The sequence below is a fragment of the Adonisia turfae CCMR0081 genome (genome assembly GCF_011009555.1).
GTDB lineage: Bacteria > Cyanobacteriota > Cyanobacteriia > Phormidesmidales > Phormidesmidaceae > Leptothoe > Leptothoe turfae.
This window is the reverse complement of the sequence record NZ_QXHD01000004.1, coordinates 7,495,141-7,516,883: the sequence shown is the minus strand read 5'-3', so window position 1 is coordinate 7,516,883 and position 21,743 is coordinate 7,495,141. Positions and strand designations below refer to the sequence as shown.

The window sequence follows — 21,743 nt, the reverse complement described above, 5'->3', positions numbered from 1 at the left end:
TAAAAAAGGGGGAAAATGTAACCGTGCGAAACAATAAATCTCACCGATCAGATATACCCGCCGCCCATGGGGTTGATGCCCTAGTTGCACGACTGCGAGATGAAGGCGTCGCCAGTGGTCGGGCTCAAGGGGAACAGATTGTAAAAGATGCCCAATTACGAGCCGAGTTAATTATTGAGCAAGCCCATGAAAAAGCGAGTGAGGTTCTGACTAAGGCCAGACAAGAGGCAGACAGTTTGGAAAAAGCGGGTCATCAAGCGCTAGAAGTTGCCGCCCGTGATGCCATGCTCTCTCTCAAAATGGAGTTGAGCCAGCGATTTGCCGGGGAGGTGCGTCGCTTAGTCGGTGTCGAAGCTCAGAAACCAGAACTCTTACAGCGACTTATTCTAGAAATAGCAGGCCGAGCTCAAGACGAGATTGACGATGCGCAATCAGTGGAGATCTTGTTGCCTCGTAATGTGGCAGGGTTTGAGGAACTCAGTCGTAACCCTGAGGAATTGGAACAGGGGATATTAACCCATTTTATCCGTCTGATTAGTCAAGAAGCACTGCAAGAAGGCATCACCTTTGGTGTGGCTAACGATAATCACGGGGGCCTGAGGATCCGACTGGTGGATCAGGAAGTTGTGCTAGATGTTAGCGATCGCGCCATTGCCGATGTACTTCTTCAGTATCTTCAACCCCGTTTCCGCGCACTTCTAGAAGGCATTGTCAAATAGGTATAACAATGTTTAAGGCCAACCAGTACGTCACCCTGATGGCAAGCCTGCCCTATCTTGGCGAACTTTTTGAAGCCCAGCAGACGCCGTTGTCGCGATTTAAACTGGAAGCTCGTCTGAAGATGCTGAGTGAGGAAGATGCTGTACGCCTGCAGCAAATACAGTCCTTAATTCGTTGGCACCATGTGCCCATATCGCGAACAGATGCGGAAATTGTAGCAGCAGCAGAGCAATTCTTTCAGCAGGTCAAAAATCCGCTCCTGCGAGAAGTCGTCGCGTTTCGCTTAGAGCTACACACGATTGTCGCCGCCCTACGCCGTCGTCAGCGAGGCGAGAAAACCGCACCGGTGGGAGAACCCTGGGGGTATGGGCGCTGGGTTAAACACATTGAACGTCATTGGACAGAACCCGCCTTTCGACTACAGGGGAATTTCCCCTGGCTGTTAGAAGCCCAACAGTTGTTGCATGCCGATGAATCAGTGGCGTTAGAACGGGTGTTATTTAGCTACGTTTGGCAGCGATTAGGTCAGTTAGGAGCAGAGCACTACTTCGATTTTGAAGCAGTGGTAATTTATGTAATGCGTTGGGACTTGATTGATCGATGGGTTCGATACGATGGCCCGTTGGCCGTAGAGCGGTTCAAGAACCTGGTGGACGCTGGGGTGGGCGAATTTGATCAGCTGTTTGTATGAGGAGAGTCCGATGTCTGAAATGTACAAGCCAGCTAGGGTTGTTGCTGTTCAAGAAGATATTGTCACCATTAAAATGGCCCCGACGGACGGGCGTCCCTTGACCAAGAATGAAGTGGTCTACATTTCCCCCCAGCGGCAGAATGACGGTCGGACTGAGAGACTCAAGGCTGAAGTGCTGCGGGTACGGGGATATGAAGCCGATGCCCAGGTCTTTGAAAGTACGCGGGGGGTGGGAATTGGCGATCCTGTGGAGCAAACGGGCCAGTTACTCTCTGTCAGCTTGGGGCCGGGGTTACTCGGTCAAGTATATGACGGTCTACAAAACCCGCTAGATCTGTTGGCAGTATCCTACGGTACGTTTCTACCTCGGGGTGTCGATGTCAAGGCCCTGGATGAGCGGAAGAAATGGTCATTTGTGCCGACAGTACATTTGGGTGCTCAACTCAAGGCTGGAGATACTCTCGGTACGGTTCAGGAAGGTCGATTTCGCCATAAAATTATGGTCCCTTTCGATCAACCGGGTGAGGTGGAGCTGATCTGGATCCAACAGGGGAGTTTCACCGTGAACACGCCGATCGCTCGCATCCGGGAGGCCAGTGGTCGAGAGCATACCCTGGATATGACTCAACAATGGCCTGTACGGCGATCGGTGCCACAACGGCTGCTGACACAGCGATTCTCAGAGCGACTTTACCCTGACGAGCCGCTGATGACAACCCAGCGGATTATTGATACCTTTTTCCCGATTGCCCGTGGGGGCACTGCCTGTATCCCAGGGCCTTTTGGGGCTGGCAAAACCGTATTGCAGCACACCCTGTCTCGATATGCCGCCGTTGATATTGTTCTGGTTGTTGCTTGTGGTGAGCGAGCGGGTGAAGTGGTAGAAACCATCACTGAATTTCCAGAACTGAAAGATCCAAAGACAGGGGCCTCACTGATGGAGCGTACCATCATTATTTGCAATACGTCTTCCATGCCAGTGGCCTCCCGCGAGGCGTCCATCTATACCGGTATCACCTTAGGTGAGTACTATCGTCAAATGGGCTATGACGTTCTCCTCCTGGCGGATTCCACCTCTCGCTGGGCTCAGGCCATGCGAGAAACCTCAGGGCGGATGGAGGAAATTCCTGGGGAGGAAGCGTTTCCAGCTTATTTAGACTCTTCAATTAAAGGAGTATACGAGCGCTCTGGAGTGATTCGCACCAATGATGGCAGTGTGGGCAGTCTCACCATGGTAGGCACTGTTTCTCCGGCCGGAGGAAACTTTGAAGAACCGGTCACCCAATCCACCATGAGCACCGTTAAAACCTTCTTAGGTCTGAGCTATGATCGGGCATACAAGCGTTTTTATCCAGCTATCGATCCGTTAATTTCGTGGTCGCGCTACCTGACCCAACTCACACCATGGTTAAAAAAGGAGATTGCCTCTGACTGGGTTGACCAGGTCCAGGCCATGAACAGTCTCTTGAAACAAGGGGATAGTATTTATCAGATGATGCAAGTCACGGGTGAGGATGGGGTGACCCTGGATGACTATGTGACGTATCAAAAATCCCTATTTGTGGACATGGTCTATCTACAACAGGATGCCTTTGATGCCGTTGATTCCAGCACACCCCTAGCCCGTCAGAAAGAGAGCTTTAACCTGGTCAATGACCTGGTGACTAGATGTTATAAGTTTGACAATAAATCGTCAGCCCGAGATTATTTTACTCACCTGATCGGTCTGTATAAGAACCTCAACTATTCTCGAAAAAAATCTTCTGAGTATACGGACTACTTGAAGCAAATTTATGGTCTAGCGGATGCCGTTACCCTCAGTGAGCTATCACAATTAGAGTGATCTACTAGAGTGATCTACTGAGGTAGTCTGGCCCCGTATTGCAGGCTACCCTGACCATCCAGTTCAACTGGGTTAGCCTGTCCTCATTCGAGGACAGGCTAAGGACGCCTTCTTTCTCACTAACCCGGCGAGACGACGACATCCTTTAGGGGGCTAAGTACGTTTCTGAGCCAGCAGAGTAGCAAAGATAGATTCAATAGGGTTGCCGTTGCTATCTTTGCGATGAAATTTGCCCACTTGTTCTTGATACTCACAAATATGCCAGTGCTTGTAATAGTCACGCAGTTCCTGGGGCACCAAGGTAGTCGGAAATTTGAGGGGACAGGGAAACTCCGACGATGAAACTGGGGCAATAATAAAGTTATAGCCCTGGGGCTTCGTTTGAGCCTGCATGTTCTCAATCACATGGGATAGAGTTTTATACCTCAAAAACTGAAAAACAACCGTGGAAATAATCAAATCGTAGTAGTCATCAAGCGCCGCTGATTCAATGTTGTGCACCCGGGCTTGAAATCTATCCCCAACCTTTTCCGTTTGAATAATCTCCCGAAGATGCTGAATAGCACTGGTATTTTTATCCAATGCTGTCACCTGATGCCCCTTAGCGTATAAATAGGTAGAATTGCGACCTTTCCCGCAACCTAAATCTAAGACGTTCATCGCCTGACAGTCTGCCAAAGGTCCTTGAATGAGCGCCTGGATATCTCGGTGAGGCGCTGCAAAATGATATTTCTTTTGAAAGTAGTCTTCGGAGCGACAGTAAAACTCAACAAAACACTGTAGGGGTCCTAGAGGCTTGACCCGATGCCAGGCTCCTGGTGATACAAAGAAGTCTGTGTGCTGTGGGGTGATGATGTCGGTAGACAGGATCTCTCCAGCCTCATTTAGGGCCTCATACTGCAATTGGCCTGCTAATACTGTGATTTTTCCCCAGGTGCCTGGCTTTGTATTGTGCTGAGTTTGAAACGATTCTGGTAACGTTGTTTCTGCCCAGATAGGTAGGGTTTTGTATTTAACCAGTGGGTCTATAGTTGCTGTTGTCATAGGTTATGTCTGCGGTTATATCTGCAGTCCTTCACTGCTCTCTATACTCACCATTTAACTAAGGCTTCGACGGTGATGTTTCAAACCCAGCTTCAGCCGAACCATTTACGTCAAAACCTACTTATTTTCATAGTGTTAATTCGGTGGAAATTTCCCAAGGGGGCAACACCCTAGCCTTTTTTCATATTCTCTGGAGTCCCTGCTTGCACCATCTTCATCTGCTCTCCACAACAGATTTCTGAGTGGGGCATACTGTCCGAAGGACAGGGGCATGGCTTTTCATAAACCAACTGGGCTCCACACTTATCACAGGCATAACGATCACCGACTTGGCGTGACATATTCTAGTCTCCTTAGATACACGTATTTAGCCTGACTAAGAACAACATTAAAAGAAAAATCTTTTTGTGCCTTTAGACAGTTGCCTCTGTACCTGATATAGCTTATGTTCCGATGATAGGTCGATAGACCTAGATATGCAAGTCGTTCTGCGGCTGATTGGGGCCTATAAATTAGGGGTATGAACTGGGGGGATCATCGGTAGATAGAGGCACAGGCGTTGTTCCAAGTCACCCAATATAGCTATGGATGCAAATCTTTAAATTTAGTTATAACTACCTAAATTTAGGTAGCACTGTTGTCTTGTATAAAAGTCTGATCATGCAGGCTGTAGCTAAACTGTGTTACTCGGTAACTGCTTAAAAGAGAGTTGTCAAAAGACAACCTGTCAGACAACAAATAATTACTACATAAATCTAAATTAAATCTCCACTTGTGAGAAATGACTTGTTTTAAGCGCTTACACTGAGCAGAATTCGTGGGTAGGGGCATTCCGGCTGCTGCAATTTACAGACGATTGCATTTTTTACCAATAGAAATTCTCATTGAGTCGTTCACTGTTGAGCTTGGCAATCTTCGTATCGTGTTTCAGTTTTAGTCAGCCCATGTTATCTAATCAACCTGATGTCAATGCGTTGACTCGGCTGCGGTCGATACTATTGGGCCTGGGGACACTGATACTGGTGTTGGGGGGCTGGCAATGGGGCTCGCAGCAGTACAGTCGCGTGATCTTGCCTGCCCCGATTGAGGTGGCCGTTGTTTTGCGATCGCTTCTCTTAGAAAGACGACTGTGGGCTGCGATCGCAGCCACTAGTCTGCATGTCCTGGTCGGATTTATCCTGGCCTTGGTCATTGGCGGTCTGTTGGGACTGGCCGCGGGTCGTCAGTCCTGGGTTCGTCCAGCACTCACCCCTGTTGCCATTGCCCTGCTAGGTACACCCCCCATCGCCTGGTTAATGTTGACAATGGTGTGGTTTGGTCTGGGCCACGCCAACTCAATTTTTACCGTGGCAATTACGGTGGGACCCATGGTGTTTGCTGGAGTAGTCAATGCAGTGATGACCCTTGACCCCAACCTAGTAGACGTCGCCCAGGTGTATCAGCTGTCCGGTACATCGCGATTTCAGTCACTCTATTGGCCCCATTTGGTGTCACGGCTATTACCGTTACTCGTGACCGGATTAGGCCTCGCCTGGCGCGTGTCGATCATGTCTGAGGTGTTGGCCACGCCCACCGGCATTGGCGCTGAACTCAATACCGCCCGCGCCAATCTAGATACAGCGGAAGTGATGGCCTGGATCGTGATTACCATTGGCTTGGTTCTGGCCTCCGACACACTGCTGCGACGACTGCAACAACAGCTTCTACCCTGGCAACAACCGGCTAAACCCCTGGGATGGTGACAATGATGCAACTACTGGACAACATCTATCGCTCTTATAGATCCCGGCTAATCTTGGAGGCTATTCATCTGAGCGCTGGGCCTGGGGAAATTGTGGGGATTATGGGGCCTTCTGGCTGTGGTAAAACCACACTCCTTAATGTGTTAGCAGGCTTGCTGTTGCCAACAACAGGGACCGTTGGCAGCATATCCATGGCGACCGCCTATGTCTTTCAAGAACCCCGGCTTTTTCCCTGGTATACAGTCATCGAGAATATTGCCCTGGGGTTAAAAGCTAAAGGCATCAGTCGACAACAGCAGCTGCAACAGGCCCAACAGTTGGCAAAAACTGTCGGGTTGTCGGAGGCTATGTTCCTGTACCCACCTCAGCTCAGTGGCGGCATGAAACAGCGGGTAAATTTGGCCAGGGCATTTGCCATCAACCCCCAACTGCTCTTGCTAGATGAGCCATTTAGTTCCCTCGATATTGGCACACGTCAGCAGCTACAACAACTGGTGGTGACTTGGGTACAACAACATCGGGCAATGGCTATTTTAGTGACCCACGACCTGGCGGAAGCGGTGACAATGGGCGATCGTCTCCTGGTGCTTTCCCGATGTCCGGCCCACATTGTCTATAACTGGCACAATGAGCGCCCACCCCATCAGCGGGATCCGGCTTACATCTACCAAACCCTTTCAGCGCTACAAACTCTGCCTGAAATTGCCGCCAGTTTTAATCTCAAAACCGTTAATCTCTCAACCCTCAGGAATGTTATCCCATGACTTACAACCGCCGTCAGTTTTTCCAGTTAATGACAGCTAGCCTCGGCCTGTCAATTGCCGCTGGCTGTGGACGACCCACCACCAACGGCGGACTGTCATCCCTAGGCATCGGTGGATCGCCAATTTTGTTGACAATTCCCCTGGCCTACTTAGTTGAGCATAGTCGCTTGCGGGATGCGATCGCAGACATTGATTTTTTTGCTATACGCAACCATGACCAAATGAAGGCATTACTAGCTTCGGGGCAGGGACAGATCACTGCCAATCCCACCTTGCTCGCAGCAGGTCTCTATCAACAAGACATACCGATTAAACTACTGAACGTAATGGTATGGGGTAACATTTATGTGCTATCGGCTGATGGAGGACTTAGCCAGTGGGAAGACCTGCGCGGTAAATCAGTGCTGATTCCATTTAAGGGGGGAATGCCAGAAATGATCTTCCGCTTTCTCTCTATCCAATCAGGATTAGAGCCGGACCAGGACATCACCATTCAGTCCACCCAGGACTTTCAGAGTACTGCTCAGCTGTTATTGACAGGTGCAGCCGATGTGGGAGTATTCTCTGAGCCCCATGCCAGTAATGTTGTTGCCAAGGCCCAACAGCAAGATTTAGAACTCTTCTACAATTTAGACTTTAAAGAAACCTGGAGTCAGGTAACAGGACAATCGGCCCGTTTTCCTCAAGCAGGAATATCTGCCCTCAGCAACTTTGTGGATAACAATCCTGATGTGGTGACATTGATACAAACAGAATTGCGTGATTCCCTTGATTGGATTCAACAAAATCCCACTGATGCTGCAGAGCTGGGAGCTAAATACATGGACACCCCCGCTTCTGTAATCGCACAATCCCTCAAAACCAATCAGTTTGAATATGTACCTGCGATGGAAGCCCGCCCCGAGCTAGAGGTATTTTATCAGGCACTCATGCAGGTCAATCCTAAGTTGCTCAAAGGTCAGCTTCCGGATGTAGAGTTTTATGCAGAGAGCTAACTTCAATGATAAAGATTCAGACAGATGTTGATTGTAAAATGTACCTCACTTCATAGTGTTTCACATAAAAATCATTTTAATTGTGCCATTAACATTTACTTGACATGTATCAATAAAAAGGATGACAGCTTATTGATACGGATCATGCATTGATTTTGAGCAAAAGTCGGATAGAGAGACTATTTTTTATACCTATTACTACTTAATAAACATCTTTTCAAACTTTATTTTTTTTTATAAAGGTTCTATAAAGCCTCCGGGATACTATATATTTAGCTGTCAAAAGCTTTAAAGTGATAGCGTAATCCTTGCCTTATTGTTTTTTAGGGCATTATTGTCGTCTGCTGAGTACGTGTATCCTCCCGAAAACCTGGGGGCTTTATACATTGGAACCGCTCAAAGCGGCAATGGAGATGAGAGACAACTATCTCGATCTCTTTGTATCTTAGGGCTTATATTCTGTGAGTTTTGAGATGTTTTAACTTTAAGACTGATTGAACTATTAAACTGGATAACTCTCCTGGCTCTGCTGGGGGGATATGTTAATTAAATTAGAGACTACTTTGAAGCAAGGAGAAATCTGGATATCAAAGCCTACCTTATAGTAATAAATGCATCTAAAGTGACCATAAACTCGTTTGATTTTAAGCGGATGAGATAATTAAACAAGGCTTCAAGGACTTTTAAAGCAGCCTCTTACATAGCTTTTCTGAAGGATAAAGCGTCTACAAAGTCATTTTGATAGTTTACAGAGCGTGCTTTAGGATGATATTTGATTTTCAAGACTTTCCATCGGGAAGCAACATTGATTGTGACATTTGCATTGTAGGGGCAGGAGCAGCTGGTATTGCACTGGCCTTAGAGCTGGCTAAAACTTCATTAGATATTGTCCTTTTAGAAAGCGGTGGACGCTTTTCTGAATCAGACACTCAGGCCCTATATGACAGTGAAATTATTGGCCTAACCCACCTGGGTATTCATCAGGGACGCCACCGTATTCTAGGTGGTTCAACTGTACGTTGGAGTGGGCAAAGTTTACCGCTAGAACCAATTGATTTTGAGAGAAGAGACTGGGTGCCCTTTAGCGGTTGGCCCCTCAGTCGTCAAGAGCTTGATCCATTTTACCGGCAAGCAGAAGCGGTCATGCACCTTGGTAACTACGAATATGGTCAAGATGCCTGGCAACGATTAGGACTCAATCCTCCTAAGTTTGAACCTGACAAAATTGGGACCCTGGTTTCTAAATATACGTACAAGAGTAATTTTTTTGAGACTTATCGCCAAAAGTTACAACAGTCACCTGGCCTTCGGGTGTTACAGCATGCCAATGCGGTGCAACTGGTGACTAATCCCATCGGTACAAAAATAGAAGAAGTACAGATTCGGACATTGACAGGTAAGACTGGAACTGTCCGGGCGGCAACAACCATTGTTTGTTGTGGAGGGATTGAGAGTGCACGGTTACTCTTAGTTTCTAATCAGGTTTGTCCGACAGGGTTGGGCAACCAACATGATCTAGTTGGACGCTTTTTCCAGGACCATGTAGACTGTTATTCAGCAGAGATTGTCACTAAAAAGCCGCGTCAGTTACAGAGATTATATAGTTGGCATCGTCGACGAGATGCTTATTACTATCCTAAAATCCCCTTAGCAGAAGCTGTTCAAAGAGAAAAACAAGTTTTAAATGTAATAGGTGATTTATTTTTTCAACCTTCACAGGATGATGGCTTGCGTGTTCTGCTGGGTCTATTAGGTAAGGAACCCAGCCTGGAGACTGCTCGAAGGAGTCAGCTAAAATCACTGCTACGAGATTTGCCGTACCTTGCTTTCAATGCATATCAATACGGTGTTTTACGACACAATCCAGTTTATACCCGGAGTCGTATTTTATTGCGGTGCCATAGCGAACAATCACCTGACCCAACCAGTCGTATTACGCTCAGTGCTGAGAAAGATGCCTTAGGCATTCCTAAGGCACAATTAGATTGGCAGTTGACAGATAATTGTCGAGAGAGCATTTATGAGTTTACAAAAACTGTGGCTGGTGAGTTTCTCCGTTTGGGTTTAGGAGAAGTCAAAGTTTTTGATTGGGTAAGTAAGGCAGAGGAGCAATGGACTGAGAATATTTGGGACACATATCACCATATGGGAACAACGCGGATGGCTGATAATCCGACGATGGGGGTGGTTGATCGAAACTGTCAGGTGCACGGAGTTGAAGGGCTGTATGTCGTGAGCAGTTCGGTATTTCCCACATCTGGATCATCGAATCCGACTCTGACGATCTTGGCATTGGCTATACGATTGGCAGATCGGTTGAAGAGCTTACAATCCAGATGATAGAGTCCCACTGAGTTGTAATTATCTGAGCCTCTTGAGCCTCTTGAGACTTATATTTTTGGTCATATACTTTGCTTAAACCTTTGGCTACCCCACGATAAAGCTTGAATAAATCCCGATACCAACCTGCATCAAATCCACCTATATATACTTAGATGAAAATACTTAGATGACAATTAACTAGGGTGGTTCATTTATGAGATTGATTTGAAATGTTTCAGCCCCAAAAATTAAACCAAACTTCTATTTTTTCCAAATTAAAAAACAGCCCAAAGAACCTTCACAGCATCCTGACAATTATCGGTCTCTTGATTGGACTCTGGTATCTCCCTGCATGGTTCTTGGGTTTCCTGGATAAAGGTCTGCAAAGCACCTATGGCTTCACCCTTGCTGCTTTCTTTGTGTGTTTTGGACTTTACCATCTATGGAGACAAAGGAAACAGATTACTCAGCTTAAAGCCACTCATACAGAACGTCGTCTCGGGCATTTTTTAATTCTGGGTGGTGTTCTTTTATTTCCAATTTGTCGATTTGCCCTATGGTCCCAAGCTATCCTTTGGGCCTCCATCCTCATTGGAATTGCCCTTTCTAACTGGGGCTGGCAGTTCTATCGGCAGCAGCCAATTATCGTATTGTCCTTTCTGGTCACGGTTTACCCCCGACCGGCAGCGGCAGCTCGTAGCCTTTGGGAAGCCTTCACCCCTTACGAATATTTAGAGCGAGTCATGGCTCATGCAGGAGCTTGGGCTTTGCGATTGTTTAATTGGCCTGCGACCGCCTCAGAATCGTTTGTCAACGTTCCCCAAGGCTCAGTGGATGTGTATTGGGATTGCAACGGCTTTGACATGGCCCTGACCGTCATCGCCGCTAGCCTAGTTATCGGTCTGCTTAGGAAACAAAGCCGCTTACAAATTCTCAGCTTTATGGGGGTTGGCATCGTGACTGCCCTGCTATTCAATATCCCTAGGGTTATGCTCATGACCATCGCCCTGGTTCACTGGGGAGACCGCTGGCTCAACTTCTGGCAAGGTCCCCTGGGCAGTCAACTCTTTTCTGGTTGTGTCCTTGCGGCCTATTACCTGATCGTCACTAACATCACCCCTAAAACTGTCTAAGTCTTCACTAAGTGATTCGGCTGTTCTAGCACTGGATAATAAGTAACGGCAAGGCGATTGCCCACAAATCAAATCTCAGTCAAGCAATATGTCTCATTTATGTGCACACGACTTGAAATCGCTCACAAACTAGCAGCATTTCAGGAGTTGGCTGCTTCCCAAGCTTAGATAATACTCGCGAGAAATACTTCCAATGTTCCTGTCGCCAGGATTCTAACGATCGATCACCTTCACCTTCTGCAAAGGCAAATTGTTCATTGACCTGATTAAATGAGCGAATTTCTACGTCTGTTGTTGCAATAATGCACAATGGATTGTCATTACCATCAAGCACAATTGTTTTTAACCCTACTTTTGGAATTTCACTTCCCTCCGCTTCCCATTCCCATAAAGCTGAACAGGTTGCAGTTTTAACCCCAGCTAGAATCAAGTTCCCAAGTTCATTTGCTAGGGCAGGATTATCACCAAATTGTTCTGCCTCATAATTTTCATTACTGCATAGAGAATTTGGATATAACGCTAAATATGCCTGCCAATAACGATCTAGTTGCGCCCTATTCATAACAAATGTGTCCGTCACAAATGTGTTCGTCAGCTATTCTAATGCCCTTTATCTATAAGATTACAGTTAGAGTTCAGGGATCTCTTGCACTATTAACTGAGTCATTGGATAGGTTTCTGTATCTTTTTGAGTATCTACCAATGGTAGCGCTAGAGCTTCATCATGAGTTGGCAAAGGACCTGGGGAACGTGGCTGGCGCATCGGAGATAAGCCAGAATTGTCATCGTCGTCCCCATGGGATGACGATAAATCAACGAGTTGTTGCTGGAGAGGTTTAGCACCTAGCAACCTAGCTAAAAACAACATACCAGCAGGAAGCGATACTAAACTAACCAACAAGATCTGAAAAACTTTTAAAGGAATTTTCCAGGAAATTGTGGCACCTTTACTCACTATTCTCCCAAAGTCACTCTGGGGAATAGTGGTCATTCCAGATGATAATTGAACTATCAAGCAACCATCTCCACCGCCAATAATGGAATCACTTGCAAATTGAGAAGCACCCGTTATCTCCATTGGCAGCCATACAATTGGAGAGGGAACAACTATAATCGTCTCAGCAGCATCTTCAAGCATAGGATTAATCGCTTTGACATACCCAATCTTGCTGGCTGATTGCTCAGATATTACTAAAGATCCTATCCAACTTTTTTTATCATCGAGATGACTCACCATCTTTCTAGATTGAAACTATAGCTTGGTGCACACAGAAAACAGCATTGGCGATGACAAGCGATATAGGGTTGGTTAGGGCAAAGAAAGGGCTCAAATCCCCTTAATATCCATCGCCCCAGGAAGCAGCAGGCGTTGAAGCTGCTGCTTCGTTAATGCTAGGTGCAGCTTCTCTTGCCTCAACAAATCTGTTGGTAGAAATGGATTCCACATTTGCCGGTAAGACGACATCAGATTTATAGAAACAAGCAAATTGCCCATTAACTAGATTAGAAAGCCTGCTAAAGTCAGCATTTGCTACTTCTATTCTCCGCTCTCCATCAGCAAAGATCGCACCGTGAAAACAACCTAAATAGGCAAATTTTTCACCACCCAAGCAATAGAACCGCGCACCCACTAAGTAGGCATGGCTAAAGTCCGTTGCCTCAGACGTCACTGTAGAACTAAAATCGACACCAGATAAATTGGCTCCTGTAAGGATAGCGTTTGACAAGTCAGCACCGTTGAAACTGGACTTGGTTAAATTCGCGCCAGTAAATTTACAGTCCTTTAAATTCGCTGCTGTAAAGTTAGCACCTTCTAAATTGCAACCGGTAAAGTCAGTCCCTGTTAAGTCGGCTTGCTTAAAGTTGGCTCGACTCAAATTTGCCCCTTTACCAACAGCGGTTGGTTGATATTCCGTTATCGGTTGCTTAATGGGGATAACAGTCTGAAATTTATATCCTCGTCCTTCTACTAGAACAAAACGGCTGTTATTGATGACCGTTGGGTGGTTATCATCCAGGGCATCAGCGTTTAGGCCAGGATAGTGGCCAATAAATGTGGATGCACTTACCTGGGCTCCAGACAGTAAAACACCCATATGCTCACTATCGGTCGCAAACGATGTATTCATTGGATCTCTATCCAGATGACCACCAACGATCAGGTTTTGAGTTAATGAAGCGCTTATCAGGCTGATATTCTCAGTTCCTTCGATAACAATAACCTTTTTGGTTCCATAGTTGGCCTGTGGCTGCGAATGAACTGCATTGACAGGATTTAGCTTGAGAGTTTCAGGGTTTTCCATTTGATTTGCTGGCGGTAGCTACAGCTATGTAGAGGCTAACGCGTAGGTCAGCCCGCTAAGCGGATTCCGTATCCCCGGATTTTAGCTAGCAAATTTGCGTAGTAACACCCATATTCACAGAACTTATATCTGATACGGATATGGTTTGAATTGAAATAGTCGAAACTATAGGCGTAGAGCGATATCTATTCATCAAGTGTCACATTGAAATCAGGTCGTACCCTTGGAAGCTGCCAGTAAAGTCCCAGGGGCTCGATATTTCTGCCATCGGGTACTAGTCACTCAACGCTGAACAGCTAGTTATATAGTGAGCGTATTTTCAAAAGGAAACGGCAATGTCACTTTTTGGAGCAATCGAGGCGGGCGGTACCAAGTTTGTCTGTGCAGTGGGAACGAGTCCTGACGATCTGCGAGCAGAGATGCGGATTCCAACGACAACTCCAGCAGAGACTATTGCTCAAGTGATCGATTTTTTTCGTCAACAAATATCACAACTTGGACCGTTAACAGCAATTGGAATTGGCGCGTTTGGTCCGGTTGATATCCATACTGATTCACCTACATTTGGCTGGTTTCTCGATACCCCCAAGCTAGGCTGGCAACAGATCGAGTTGGCCGGGGTTCTAACGCGTGAGTTGTCAACCCCGATTGGGTTTGACACAGATGTTAATGCGGCGGCGTTAGGTGAGTACCATTGGGGCAATGGTCAAGGATTTGAGACTTTTTTGTATTTAACCGTAGGGACAGGCATTGGCGGTGGCGCAGTCGTCAATGGTCAACTGGTGCACGGGTTGCTGCATCCTGAAATGGGTCATATTCGGATTCCCCACGATCTATCTGCCGATCCGTTTCCGGGAGCTTGCCCGTTTCACCAAGATTGTTTAGAAGGATTGGCCTCTGGACTTGCCATTGAAAAACGTTGGCAACAGAAGGCGGCATCGCTTCCGATTGACCACCCAGCCTGGGCACTAGAAGCCCACTATTTGGCGGTGGGCTTGGTTAACTTTATGCTCATGTTCTCACCGGAGCGGATCATCCTGGGTGGAGGTGTGATGGAGCAAATGCAGCTGTTTCCGCTGATCCGTTTGCAAGTGCGTCAACAGATGAGTGCCTATCTCAAAGTGCCAAGGATTATGAATGACATTGATGCCTACATCGTTCCGCCAAAGCTCGGTGGCAAAGCGGGTATCGTGGGTGCATTTGTCCTTGCCCAGCAGGCGGCCAAAGTATCCAGCTAGCGTGTCGATGATACTTTGTACACCAGCAGGCGAATCTTTCTTATGAGCACTAATGATTGGATGTGAGGGGTGTCCTTCTAGGCTACTGTGTATACACATCTAGAAGATAATGTCCCAAAAGGTAGACATAGCCTTGAATTGGCCCTCATCCTAAATCCTTCTCCCTGGGGGCGAAGGACTTTGAGACTAGACCCCCCTTCTCCCTCAGGGAGTAAGGGGTTGGGGGATGAGGGCTCGAAATCTAGAGCCATCTCTCCGACTTATGTATACACGGTAGGTCCTTCTAGGAGGCCCTGTCCCAAACAACAAAGTGGTTACAATTTTGTAAAATCCCAAAGAAGCTAGTTTTCTTGTTCTCTTTGAAGCAGACCATCTTGCACATGAATAATACGATGGGTTTGTGCGGCGATATCGGGTTCATGGGTCACAATGATGACGGTAATTCCCTGGCTGTTGAGTTCGCTAAGGAGCGTCATTACTTCGTAAGACGTTTGGGTATCGAGTGCACCCGTGGGTTCGTCAGCCAGGACCAATGCTGGTCGATTGACGAGGGCGCGTGCGATCGCAACCCGCTGCTGTTGTCCCCCAGAGAGTTGGCTGGGTCGATTACCCATGCGATCGCCCAATCCCACTCGAACTAACGCTAATTCTGCTTGTTTTCGCCGCTGACGACGACTCACCCCTGCATAAACCATCGGCAGCATGACATTTTCTAATGCGGTTGAGCGAGACAGCAGATTAAACTGCTGGAATACAAAGCCAATGCGCTGATTGCGAATATAGGCCAGACCTTCGTTGCTTAGCGTGGTCAAGTTTTGTCCTTCTAGAACATAGTGGCCAGCAGACGGACGATCCAGACAGCCGATAATATTCATCAGGGTAGATTTCCCGGAACCTGAGGCTCCCATAATCGAGACATAATCACCTTCTTCAATGGTCAGATCAATCCCCTTGAGTACGGGGACATTCACTTCACCCAACTGATAGGTTTTGCGGATGTCTTCCATCCAAATCATGGCGGCCATAGTGGTCACTATTTTACTAAGAGAACAAAATTTTAAGCTCTACTATTGGACGTACAGATGTTCCATGGAACGTCTCTCCAGCATTACTTTTTGGACCTGATAAAATTCTTTTCTAATCACTTCTTAAGGCAATAATCGGGTCTAATTTCGCAGCACTGCGGGCGGGAATCACACCGGCTACGATCCCGATCATAAAAGAAAGACCCACCCCTAAAACAATCGCCCAGAGAGAAATTACAAAGGGAAAGTCAAATAGTGTGGCGGCGATCCAGGCAATCGCTACCCCCAGCCCCACGCCTAAGCCTCCACCGACAGCCGAAATTGAGATTGCCTCTGTCAAAAACTGACTCAAAATCGCCTGATTTGTCGCCCCGACTGCTTTACGAATGCCGATCTCTCGGGTGCGCTCTACCACCGATACCAGCATAATATTAGCAATGCCGATGCCGCCTACGACCAGGGAAATAGCTGCGATCGCAACCACCATAATCGTAAACAAACCCACCGTGCTGGTCAGTGTCTCCACCAAATCAGCAGCACTCACAATCCGAAAATCATCTTCATCCCCCCTGGCGGGATAAATGTTATGACGCACTCGCAACAAGTTTGTAATCTGGAAATCAGCCGCTTCTAACTGGTCTTGCTCAGTCACTTTGATCGAAATACCCTGAACGGCAATCCCGCTCAGGGCGTTGTTGCCAACCAACCGAGCGGACATATTGGTAAGCGGCACATAGATCTGTTCGTCAGGATTCTCTCGACCCTGGGCCCCCTTCTCATTGGCAATCCCAATCACGCTATACCGCTGTCCTTGAATGCGAATGTTTTTGCCAATAGCAGTACCGCTATCAAATAATTCATCCTCCACCGTTGGCCCCAATATCGCCACTGGCTGAGCGGCTGTCAGTTCATCTAGGGTGAAAAAACGTCCCGACTGCAGTGTAATGTTATTCACCTCTGCATAATTTGTATCCGTGCCCAAGACGGTTGTAGACATATTATTTTGGGCATAAACCACTTGAGTCGTTTGCTGCAGATAGGCCGTCACCGTTCCAGCAGATAACACCTGGGACTCAATCGCCTGGGCATCGCTCCAGGTGAGCGTGGTGGCACTGCCACTACCCTGGCTGACGTTGCCGGTATTTGCAGCCCCGGCCCGCACCTGCAAAAGATCTGCGCCCAGCCCCTGTAAATTTGCTTCTGTAGCAGACTGCACCCCTTGCCCTACGGAGGTGACCGCAATTACGGCGGTGATGCCGATGATGACACCTAACATGGTTAAGGCCGTGCGCAATTTGTTGCTCCAGAGAGCTGCGATCGCTATTGCCAAGATTTCCGCCATAGAAATTGATGGCAGGTAGGTTAAACGTGCTTGAATCTTAACCACCAGGACCTCCTCTCGGCGTAACGCTAGGGCCATCACCAGAGCCTCCCCCCGGTATCAAAGGTGGACCGCCCCGATTTTGTCGATTTTCAGGTAATCCCTGAGCCGCACTCAACACAATTTTTTCATTCCCCGAAAGTCCTGCAATCACCTCCGTTTGCTCATCGACTGTTAATCCAGTTTCAATCGGCTGAAATCGAGGCACCCCCTCTGCTGTCAGCACCAGCACACCTTCTCCCTGCTCTTCTCTCACAACGGCAACGGTTGGCACCACCATTACATCAGTCAATTCACCGGCTTGAAATTCAATATCTACATTCATTCCAGGCTGTAGCTGTGACTGCGCTGCTTCGGAAAGATTGACCCGCACCTCAAAACTGGTCACATTAGAACTGACCGTTGCCTGCTCTGCGACTTGGACTACAGTCCCTTCAAACCGTCGATCTGGGTAGGCATCGGCTTGAATCTGAGCCAGTTGCCCGGTTTGAATCTGAGCAATATCAGTCTCTGCTACATTAGCAACAACCTGATAATTAAAGGCTAAAGAGAGAATCGATGACGACGATGATGACGATGTTTCGCTGGCGGCAGTTGATGGAGAAACAAAATCTCCTGGGTCAGCATAACGGGCAGTGACAATCCCGCTAAAAGGAGCCCGAATCACCGTATCTTCAATCTGAGTCTTGATCGTGGACAAAGCGCCTTCTGCTTGTATCACGGCTGCTTCCGCCTGCGCGATCTCTTCTTGACGACTGCCTATCTGACTGAGATTCAGCGCCTGCTGCGCACTTCTTACCTCGGCCTGAGCCGTGTCGCGAGCCGTTCGGTAGCTCGTTGTTTCTTGCGCAGAGATTGCTCCCTGGGTGTAAAGGGACTCATAGCGGCGTAGCTCTTCTTTCGCCTGATTTAAGTTGGCTTCGGCACTGGTCAGGGTAGCCTCGGCCTGGGCAATCTCTTGGGGACGGTTACCAGCGACGAGCATAGCCAAATTCGCTTGGGCCGAGGCGAGCTGTCCCTGGGCCTGCATCAGTTGCCCCTGGAGATCAGAATCATCCATATAGGCTAAAACTTGGCCTATTTCTACCGCGTCACCCTCAGCAACAGTCACTTGTTCCAGACGTTCTGAGGTTTTAGGGCTGACATTGGTCAGTTGCTCAGGCTCAACAGTTCCGTTGGCCACCACTGTAATTGGGAGCGTCGCGGTTTCAACGGTCACTGTCTGCGTTTGCGTCTGTTCCTGCTGCTTTGGTACCAGCACAAACTGTCGATAGAGCAGATAACTACCCCCTGTGAGCAAGCTGAATATGAGGAGGCCTGCGGCACTTTGGGCGAGGCGATGTTTCGCTGGATGCTTGAAAGTGGTTTCTACCTGAGGGAGAGAAATACACTCAGAGGATTGGGGCAATTGCAAACTCATGGGAGTAGCTCTGATTTATACCCCTACGTTATTAGGCCTAAGTCTATTTGCAATCTATCAAAGGTCACCATTGAACCATGTCGATGGTCACGTGATCTATCCAACTAAATGACCGTAAACTCCACCACCATATCGTTAAAGTCCCGATCACCCAGACCGCTCAAGTCTTCAAAGCCAAAGGTGTTATCTCCTAGTAGTCTGGCATGGTCATTACTGCTTTCATTCGCCCCAGCATGGCTAAAGTAAACGTCGTTTGTTGTTGGATAACCGCCACCCGCCACTAAGAAGATTCCTAAGAACCCACCAGCGGTAATCTCTACAGAGAACATACTTGCCTGGCCATTCTCACTGGTAAGTTCCACGTCCAAACGATTAGCTAAAGCCGCTTCTTTATATCCAGCCTCTCCCGGTCGCAGAATATTGCTGGTTAACGTGTCGCGAATACCGCCATCAATTAAGTCAGTAGCATAAAAACCCACCATATTATCCATCGCTGCTTCACGATAGATCGAAAAGTCAACGTTGACTAACCCTGTTTGGCCAGTGAGATCAATGGCAGCGGCATCATTGACTAACAGATTTGTTGTTGCGGTTTGGGTGAATGTTTCCACCGTGAATTGGGTGCCTTCACCAAAATCGAGAGAAACTTCCGTAGCGGTGATTGTTGTTGCTGTTGCCAGATGGGTTGTACCATTGACCACTAACTGAAACTCTAACAACTGTCCCTCGTTCACTCGGTTCGCATCAATACTAAAGGCAGGCATGTAGGCTTCAGGCAATTGGCCACCTTCCAGCAGAAAAAAGCTGCTTATTTGGGTACGGTTGGTACCCTCTACATCAAAGATCCGAATCTCACCCACCTCAGAGATATTCACCTTGTCCACATGCAGGCGTATAGTATTGTCACTGCCCAGTCCAGTAATTTCTAAACCTGATACCGGCGTCAACAGCGGAGGATTATTGGGTGTTGTTGTGTCATTAGTTAGAGTGTACGTCTCATCGGTCTCAGGCTCAGTGGTAGGCAATGCATTGCCAATGGGGTCGGTAATATCTTGACTAGCCGAGAGATCTAGCCCAACAGTACCGTTAAAGTTGGCAAGATTCCCACCAGAAACAGTAATGTCATAGGCTGTGGCGCTAATAGCCGTAATACCTGTGACTGTCGCTGTAGAGCCACCCGTAACATTAAAGTCAGCAGCCGTAATATTTTGAATGCTCTCACTAAAGGTGACACGAAACACCAGACTATCTGCATTAGTTACTGGCGTAGCTGGCGTTTGGCGTACAATGCTCAGCAAATTTGGAGCCAGGTCTCGATCAAACGCTGTCAAGGCAGAATCAGCCGCACTCACCACAAAGACTTGCTGATTGTCAGGACTAACAGCAACGCCAATAGCGCCTGCTAATTCATCAGCACCATTCACACCATCTTGATCCTGAATCACTTGATTGACCGTTAAGCGGCCATTGGTGTCACGGTCAAAAATTGTTATGGCATTGTCACCATAACTAGTGACAAATACCTGCCGTCCATCGGGGCTGATGGTAACACCCGTAAACCCGCTAACACCAGGAATACCAGTTCCCTGGGTGCCACCAAATAATTCAGCACCATTGTCACCATCAGTGACCACTTGCGCAAAGCTCAGGGTGCCGTCGGCATTGCGATCAAAGACAGTGATGGCGGCGTCCACAGCACTGGTAACATACACCTGATTACCATCAGGGCTGACGACTACACCTGAGGCCCCAAATAGCTGTTCGGCACCGTTTTGACCATCCTTAATCGCTTGGCGAAAGGTCAAATTACCAGACGCATCTCGATTAAAAACAGTAATGGCAGCATCATCTCGACTGGTAACAAAAACCTGACTGCCGTCTGGACTAATGGCCACACCTGACGCTCCAAACAGTTCAGCCGCTCCCCCAATACCGTCGGCAATGGCTTGGCGAAACGTCAGATTACCAGTCTCGTCGCGGTCAAATACGGTAATGGCAGAGTCCACTAAGCTGACCACAAAGACTTGGCTACCATCCGGGCTAACCGCTACATCGATGGCCCCTTCCAAGGTATTGATATTGTCACGACCATCCTTCAACAGTTGCTGCTCCGTGAGATTGCCATCACCATCACGGCTAAACACCATTAAGGAATGGTCTCCAGTGCTGGCAACAAAGACTTGACTGCCATCGGGACTTACCGTTACCCCAAAAGCGCCAAACAGTTCCTCCACCTCAAAGCTATCTCGGATAACCTGGCTAAAGTTCAGATTGCCAAACGCGTCCAGATTAAATACGGTCAGTGAAGCATCAACTGCACTGGTGACAAACACCTGGGTACCATCGGGGCTGACGGTTACTCCAGATGTACCAAAGAGTCTATTCAGGTTTGGATCGCCATCGCCAATGTCACCATCTTTAATATCTTGCTGAAATGTGAGCACCAGGGTAGCTGCATAGGTGTCAAACACCTGTTGCTGGAAGGTTTGTGCAGCAACAGGCGGCCATTGCCCATTGCCCACTGTCTTGGCTGAGGCAGTGACAACAGCGCCCGTTAATGCAGCCAGTTTGCTGACAAACTCCATACCAGCGTCGCCTGCAGCCACCTGACACGCTAATAGGGTTAGCCGTGAAGCATCCGCATTTCTAAACCAGCCTTGGAGATATCGAGCATACTGGCCCAGATTGCTTAGCTCCAGTTTGTCTGCACCCAGCTGTAGCTCGCCGGGAGCACCGTGGGCCACCAGGGTGAGCGCTGCCGTTGGCCGCTGACATATCAGCTCACTGATCTGCTCAATGCCATCACGGTCTGGGTCAAGTACGTGGGCGCTAACACCGGGTCGCAGACCAGTTAGCAACAGTGACAGGTCATCCACACGACTGTCAAAAATGACAATCGATGTCTCATCCATGGGGACCTGCTGCCCCATGGGCTGACGGTTATCAGACTTGGCGTTAGGCAGAGAGGAGGTCATAGGGGCTTTTTTACAAACTGAAGGCGATAAATTTAAGGAGAAATATAGGTTTAGGCTGGGTTCACTGGGGCACCTAAAAGAACGATGTTTTCCTTATCAAGATGTCCAGTGATCACAACAGTCGTCAGCATCCTGAATCATGTGCTA

18 protein-coding genes are annotated in these 21,743 nt (G+C 47.9%); 9 read left to right on the top strand and 9 right to left on the bottom strand.

From position 1 onward, the window contains the following. The first annotated feature begins 23 nt into the window (after positions 1–23). The 3 genes from DXZ20_RS36090 to DXZ20_RS36080 are packed head-to-tail and all read left to right on the top strand — an operon-like array spanning position 24 to position 3,254. On the top strand, positions 24–719 hold the full coding sequence (locus DXZ20_RS36090; RefSeq protein WP_163670146.1) for a hypothetical protein: 696 nt from the start codon (positions 24–26) through the stop codon (positions 717–719). 8 nt (positions 720–727) lie between these two features. Continuing rightward, a complete protein-coding gene (locus tag DXZ20_RS36085; protein WP_163670148.1) occupies positions 728–1,411 on the top strand; it encodes a DUF2764 family protein in 684 nt (227 codons plus the stop codon). Positions 1,412–1,421: 10 nt separating this feature from the next. Then, positions 1,422–3,254 carry a V-type ATP synthase subunit A gene (locus DXZ20_RS36080; RefSeq protein ID WP_163703253.1) on the top strand — a complete coding sequence of 611 codons (1,833 nt, stop codon included), beginning with the start codon at positions 1,422–1,424 and terminating at the stop codon, positions 3,252–3,254. Between the two features lie 153 nt (positions 3,255–3,407). On the opposite strand, the gene tehB is transcribed toward DXZ20_RS36080, so the two are convergent. Then, entirely contained in the window at positions 3,408–4,298 is an 891-nt protein-coding gene (gene tehB / locus DXZ20_RS36075) for an SAM-dependent methyltransferase TehB (RefSeq protein WP_163703252.1), read from the bottom strand. A 170-nt stretch (positions 4,299–4,468) separates the two neighbouring features. Further along, on the bottom strand, positions 4,469–4,639 hold the full coding sequence (locus DXZ20_RS36070) for a hypothetical protein (protein WP_163670154.1): 171 nt from the start codon (positions 4,637–4,639) through the stop codon (positions 4,469–4,471). A gap of 603 nt (positions 4,640–5,242) precedes the next feature. Here DXZ20_RS36070 and DXZ20_RS36065 point away from each other — a divergent pair. The 5 genes from DXZ20_RS36065 to crtC all read left to right on the top strand — a co-directional run bounded on the left by DXZ20_RS36065 (position 5,243) and on the right by crtC (position 11,254). Beyond that, positions 5,243–6,040: an ABC transporter permease gene (locus tag DXZ20_RS36065; protein WP_163703251.1), complete on the top strand. Its 798-nt coding sequence runs from the start codon at positions 5,243–5,245 to the stop codon at positions 6,038–6,040. Positions 6,041–6,042: 2 nt separating this feature from the next. Beyond that, positions 6,043–6,804: an ATP-binding cassette domain-containing protein gene (locus DXZ20_RS36060; protein WP_163703250.1), complete on the top strand. Its 762-nt coding sequence runs from the start codon at positions 6,043–6,045 to the stop codon at positions 6,802–6,804. Further along, positions 6,801–7,799 carry an ABC transporter substrate-binding protein gene (locus DXZ20_RS36055; protein WP_163703249.1) on the top strand — a complete coding sequence of 333 codons (999 nt, stop codon included), beginning with the start codon at positions 6,801–6,803 and terminating at the stop codon, positions 7,797–7,799. The genes DXZ20_RS36060 and DXZ20_RS36055 overlap by 4 nt, the downstream gene beginning before the upstream one ends. A gap of 765 nt (positions 7,800–8,564) precedes the next feature. Continuing rightward, entirely contained in the window at positions 8,565–10,139 is a 1,575-nt protein-coding gene (locus DXZ20_RS36050; RefSeq protein WP_163670167.1) for an FAD-dependent oxidoreductase, read from the top strand. 212 nt (positions 10,140–10,351) lie between these two features. Continuing rightward, on the top strand, positions 10,352–11,254 hold the full coding sequence (gene crtC / locus DXZ20_RS36045; RefSeq protein WP_163670169.1) for a cyanoexosortase C: 903 nt from the start codon (positions 10,352–10,354) through the stop codon (positions 11,252–11,254). A 97-nt stretch (positions 11,255–11,351) separates the two neighbouring features. Here the strand turns inward: crtC and DXZ20_RS36040 are convergent, their stop codons facing one another. The 3 genes from DXZ20_RS36040 to DXZ20_RS36030 all read right to left on the bottom strand — a co-directional run bounded on the left by DXZ20_RS36040 (position 11,352) and on the right by DXZ20_RS36030 (position 13,557). Beyond that, positions 11,352–11,816, bottom strand: coding sequence for an ASCH domain-containing protein (locus DXZ20_RS36040; RefSeq protein ID WP_163703725.1), 465 nt, complete (start codon positions 11,814–11,816; stop codon positions 11,352–11,354). 66 nt (positions 11,817–11,882) lie between these two features. Further along, positions 11,883–12,491, bottom strand: coding sequence for a hypothetical protein (locus DXZ20_RS36035; protein WP_163703248.1), 609 nt, complete (start codon positions 12,489–12,491; stop codon positions 11,883–11,885). A 100-nt stretch (positions 12,492–12,591) separates the two neighbouring features. Continuing rightward, positions 12,592–13,557, bottom strand: a complete 966-nt coding sequence (locus DXZ20_RS36030; RefSeq protein ID WP_250566047.1) for a pentapeptide repeat-containing protein — start codon at positions 13,555–13,557, stop codon at positions 12,592–12,594. Positions 13,558–13,892: 335 nt separating this feature from the next. On the opposite strand from DXZ20_RS36030, the gene DXZ20_RS36025 reads away from it, so the two are divergent. Continuing rightward, on the top strand, positions 13,893–14,795 hold the full coding sequence (locus tag DXZ20_RS36025) for an ROK family protein (protein ID WP_163703247.1): 903 nt from the start codon (positions 13,893–13,895) through the stop codon (positions 14,793–14,795). A gap of 341 nt (positions 14,796–15,136) precedes the next feature. Here the strand turns inward: DXZ20_RS36025 and DXZ20_RS36020 are convergent, their stop codons facing one another. The 4 genes from DXZ20_RS36020 to DXZ20_RS36005 form a co-directional block, all read right to left on the bottom strand. Further along, entirely contained in the window at positions 15,137–15,820 is a 684-nt protein-coding gene (locus tag DXZ20_RS36020; RefSeq protein ID WP_284681707.1) for an ABC transporter ATP-binding protein, read from the bottom strand. Positions 15,821–15,932: 112 nt separating this feature from the next. Then, the gene (locus tag DXZ20_RS36015) at positions 15,933–17,162 is read right to left on the bottom strand and encodes an ABC transporter permease (protein WP_250566260.1); all 1,230 of its coding nucleotides are present in this window, start codon (positions 17,160–17,162) and stop codon (positions 15,933–15,935) included. 37 nt (positions 17,163–17,199) lie between these two features. Beyond that, the gene (locus tag DXZ20_RS36010; protein ID WP_163703245.1) at positions 17,200–18,621 is read right to left on the bottom strand and encodes an HlyD family secretion protein; all 1,422 of its coding nucleotides are present in this window, start codon (positions 18,619–18,621) and stop codon (positions 17,200–17,202) included. A gap of 104 nt (positions 18,622–18,725) precedes the next feature. Further along, positions 18,726–21,596, bottom strand: a complete 2,871-nt coding sequence (locus tag DXZ20_RS36005; RefSeq protein WP_163703244.1) for a DUF4347 domain-containing protein — start codon at positions 21,594–21,596, stop codon at positions 18,726–18,728. Positions 21,597–21,743: the final 147 nt, after the last annotated feature.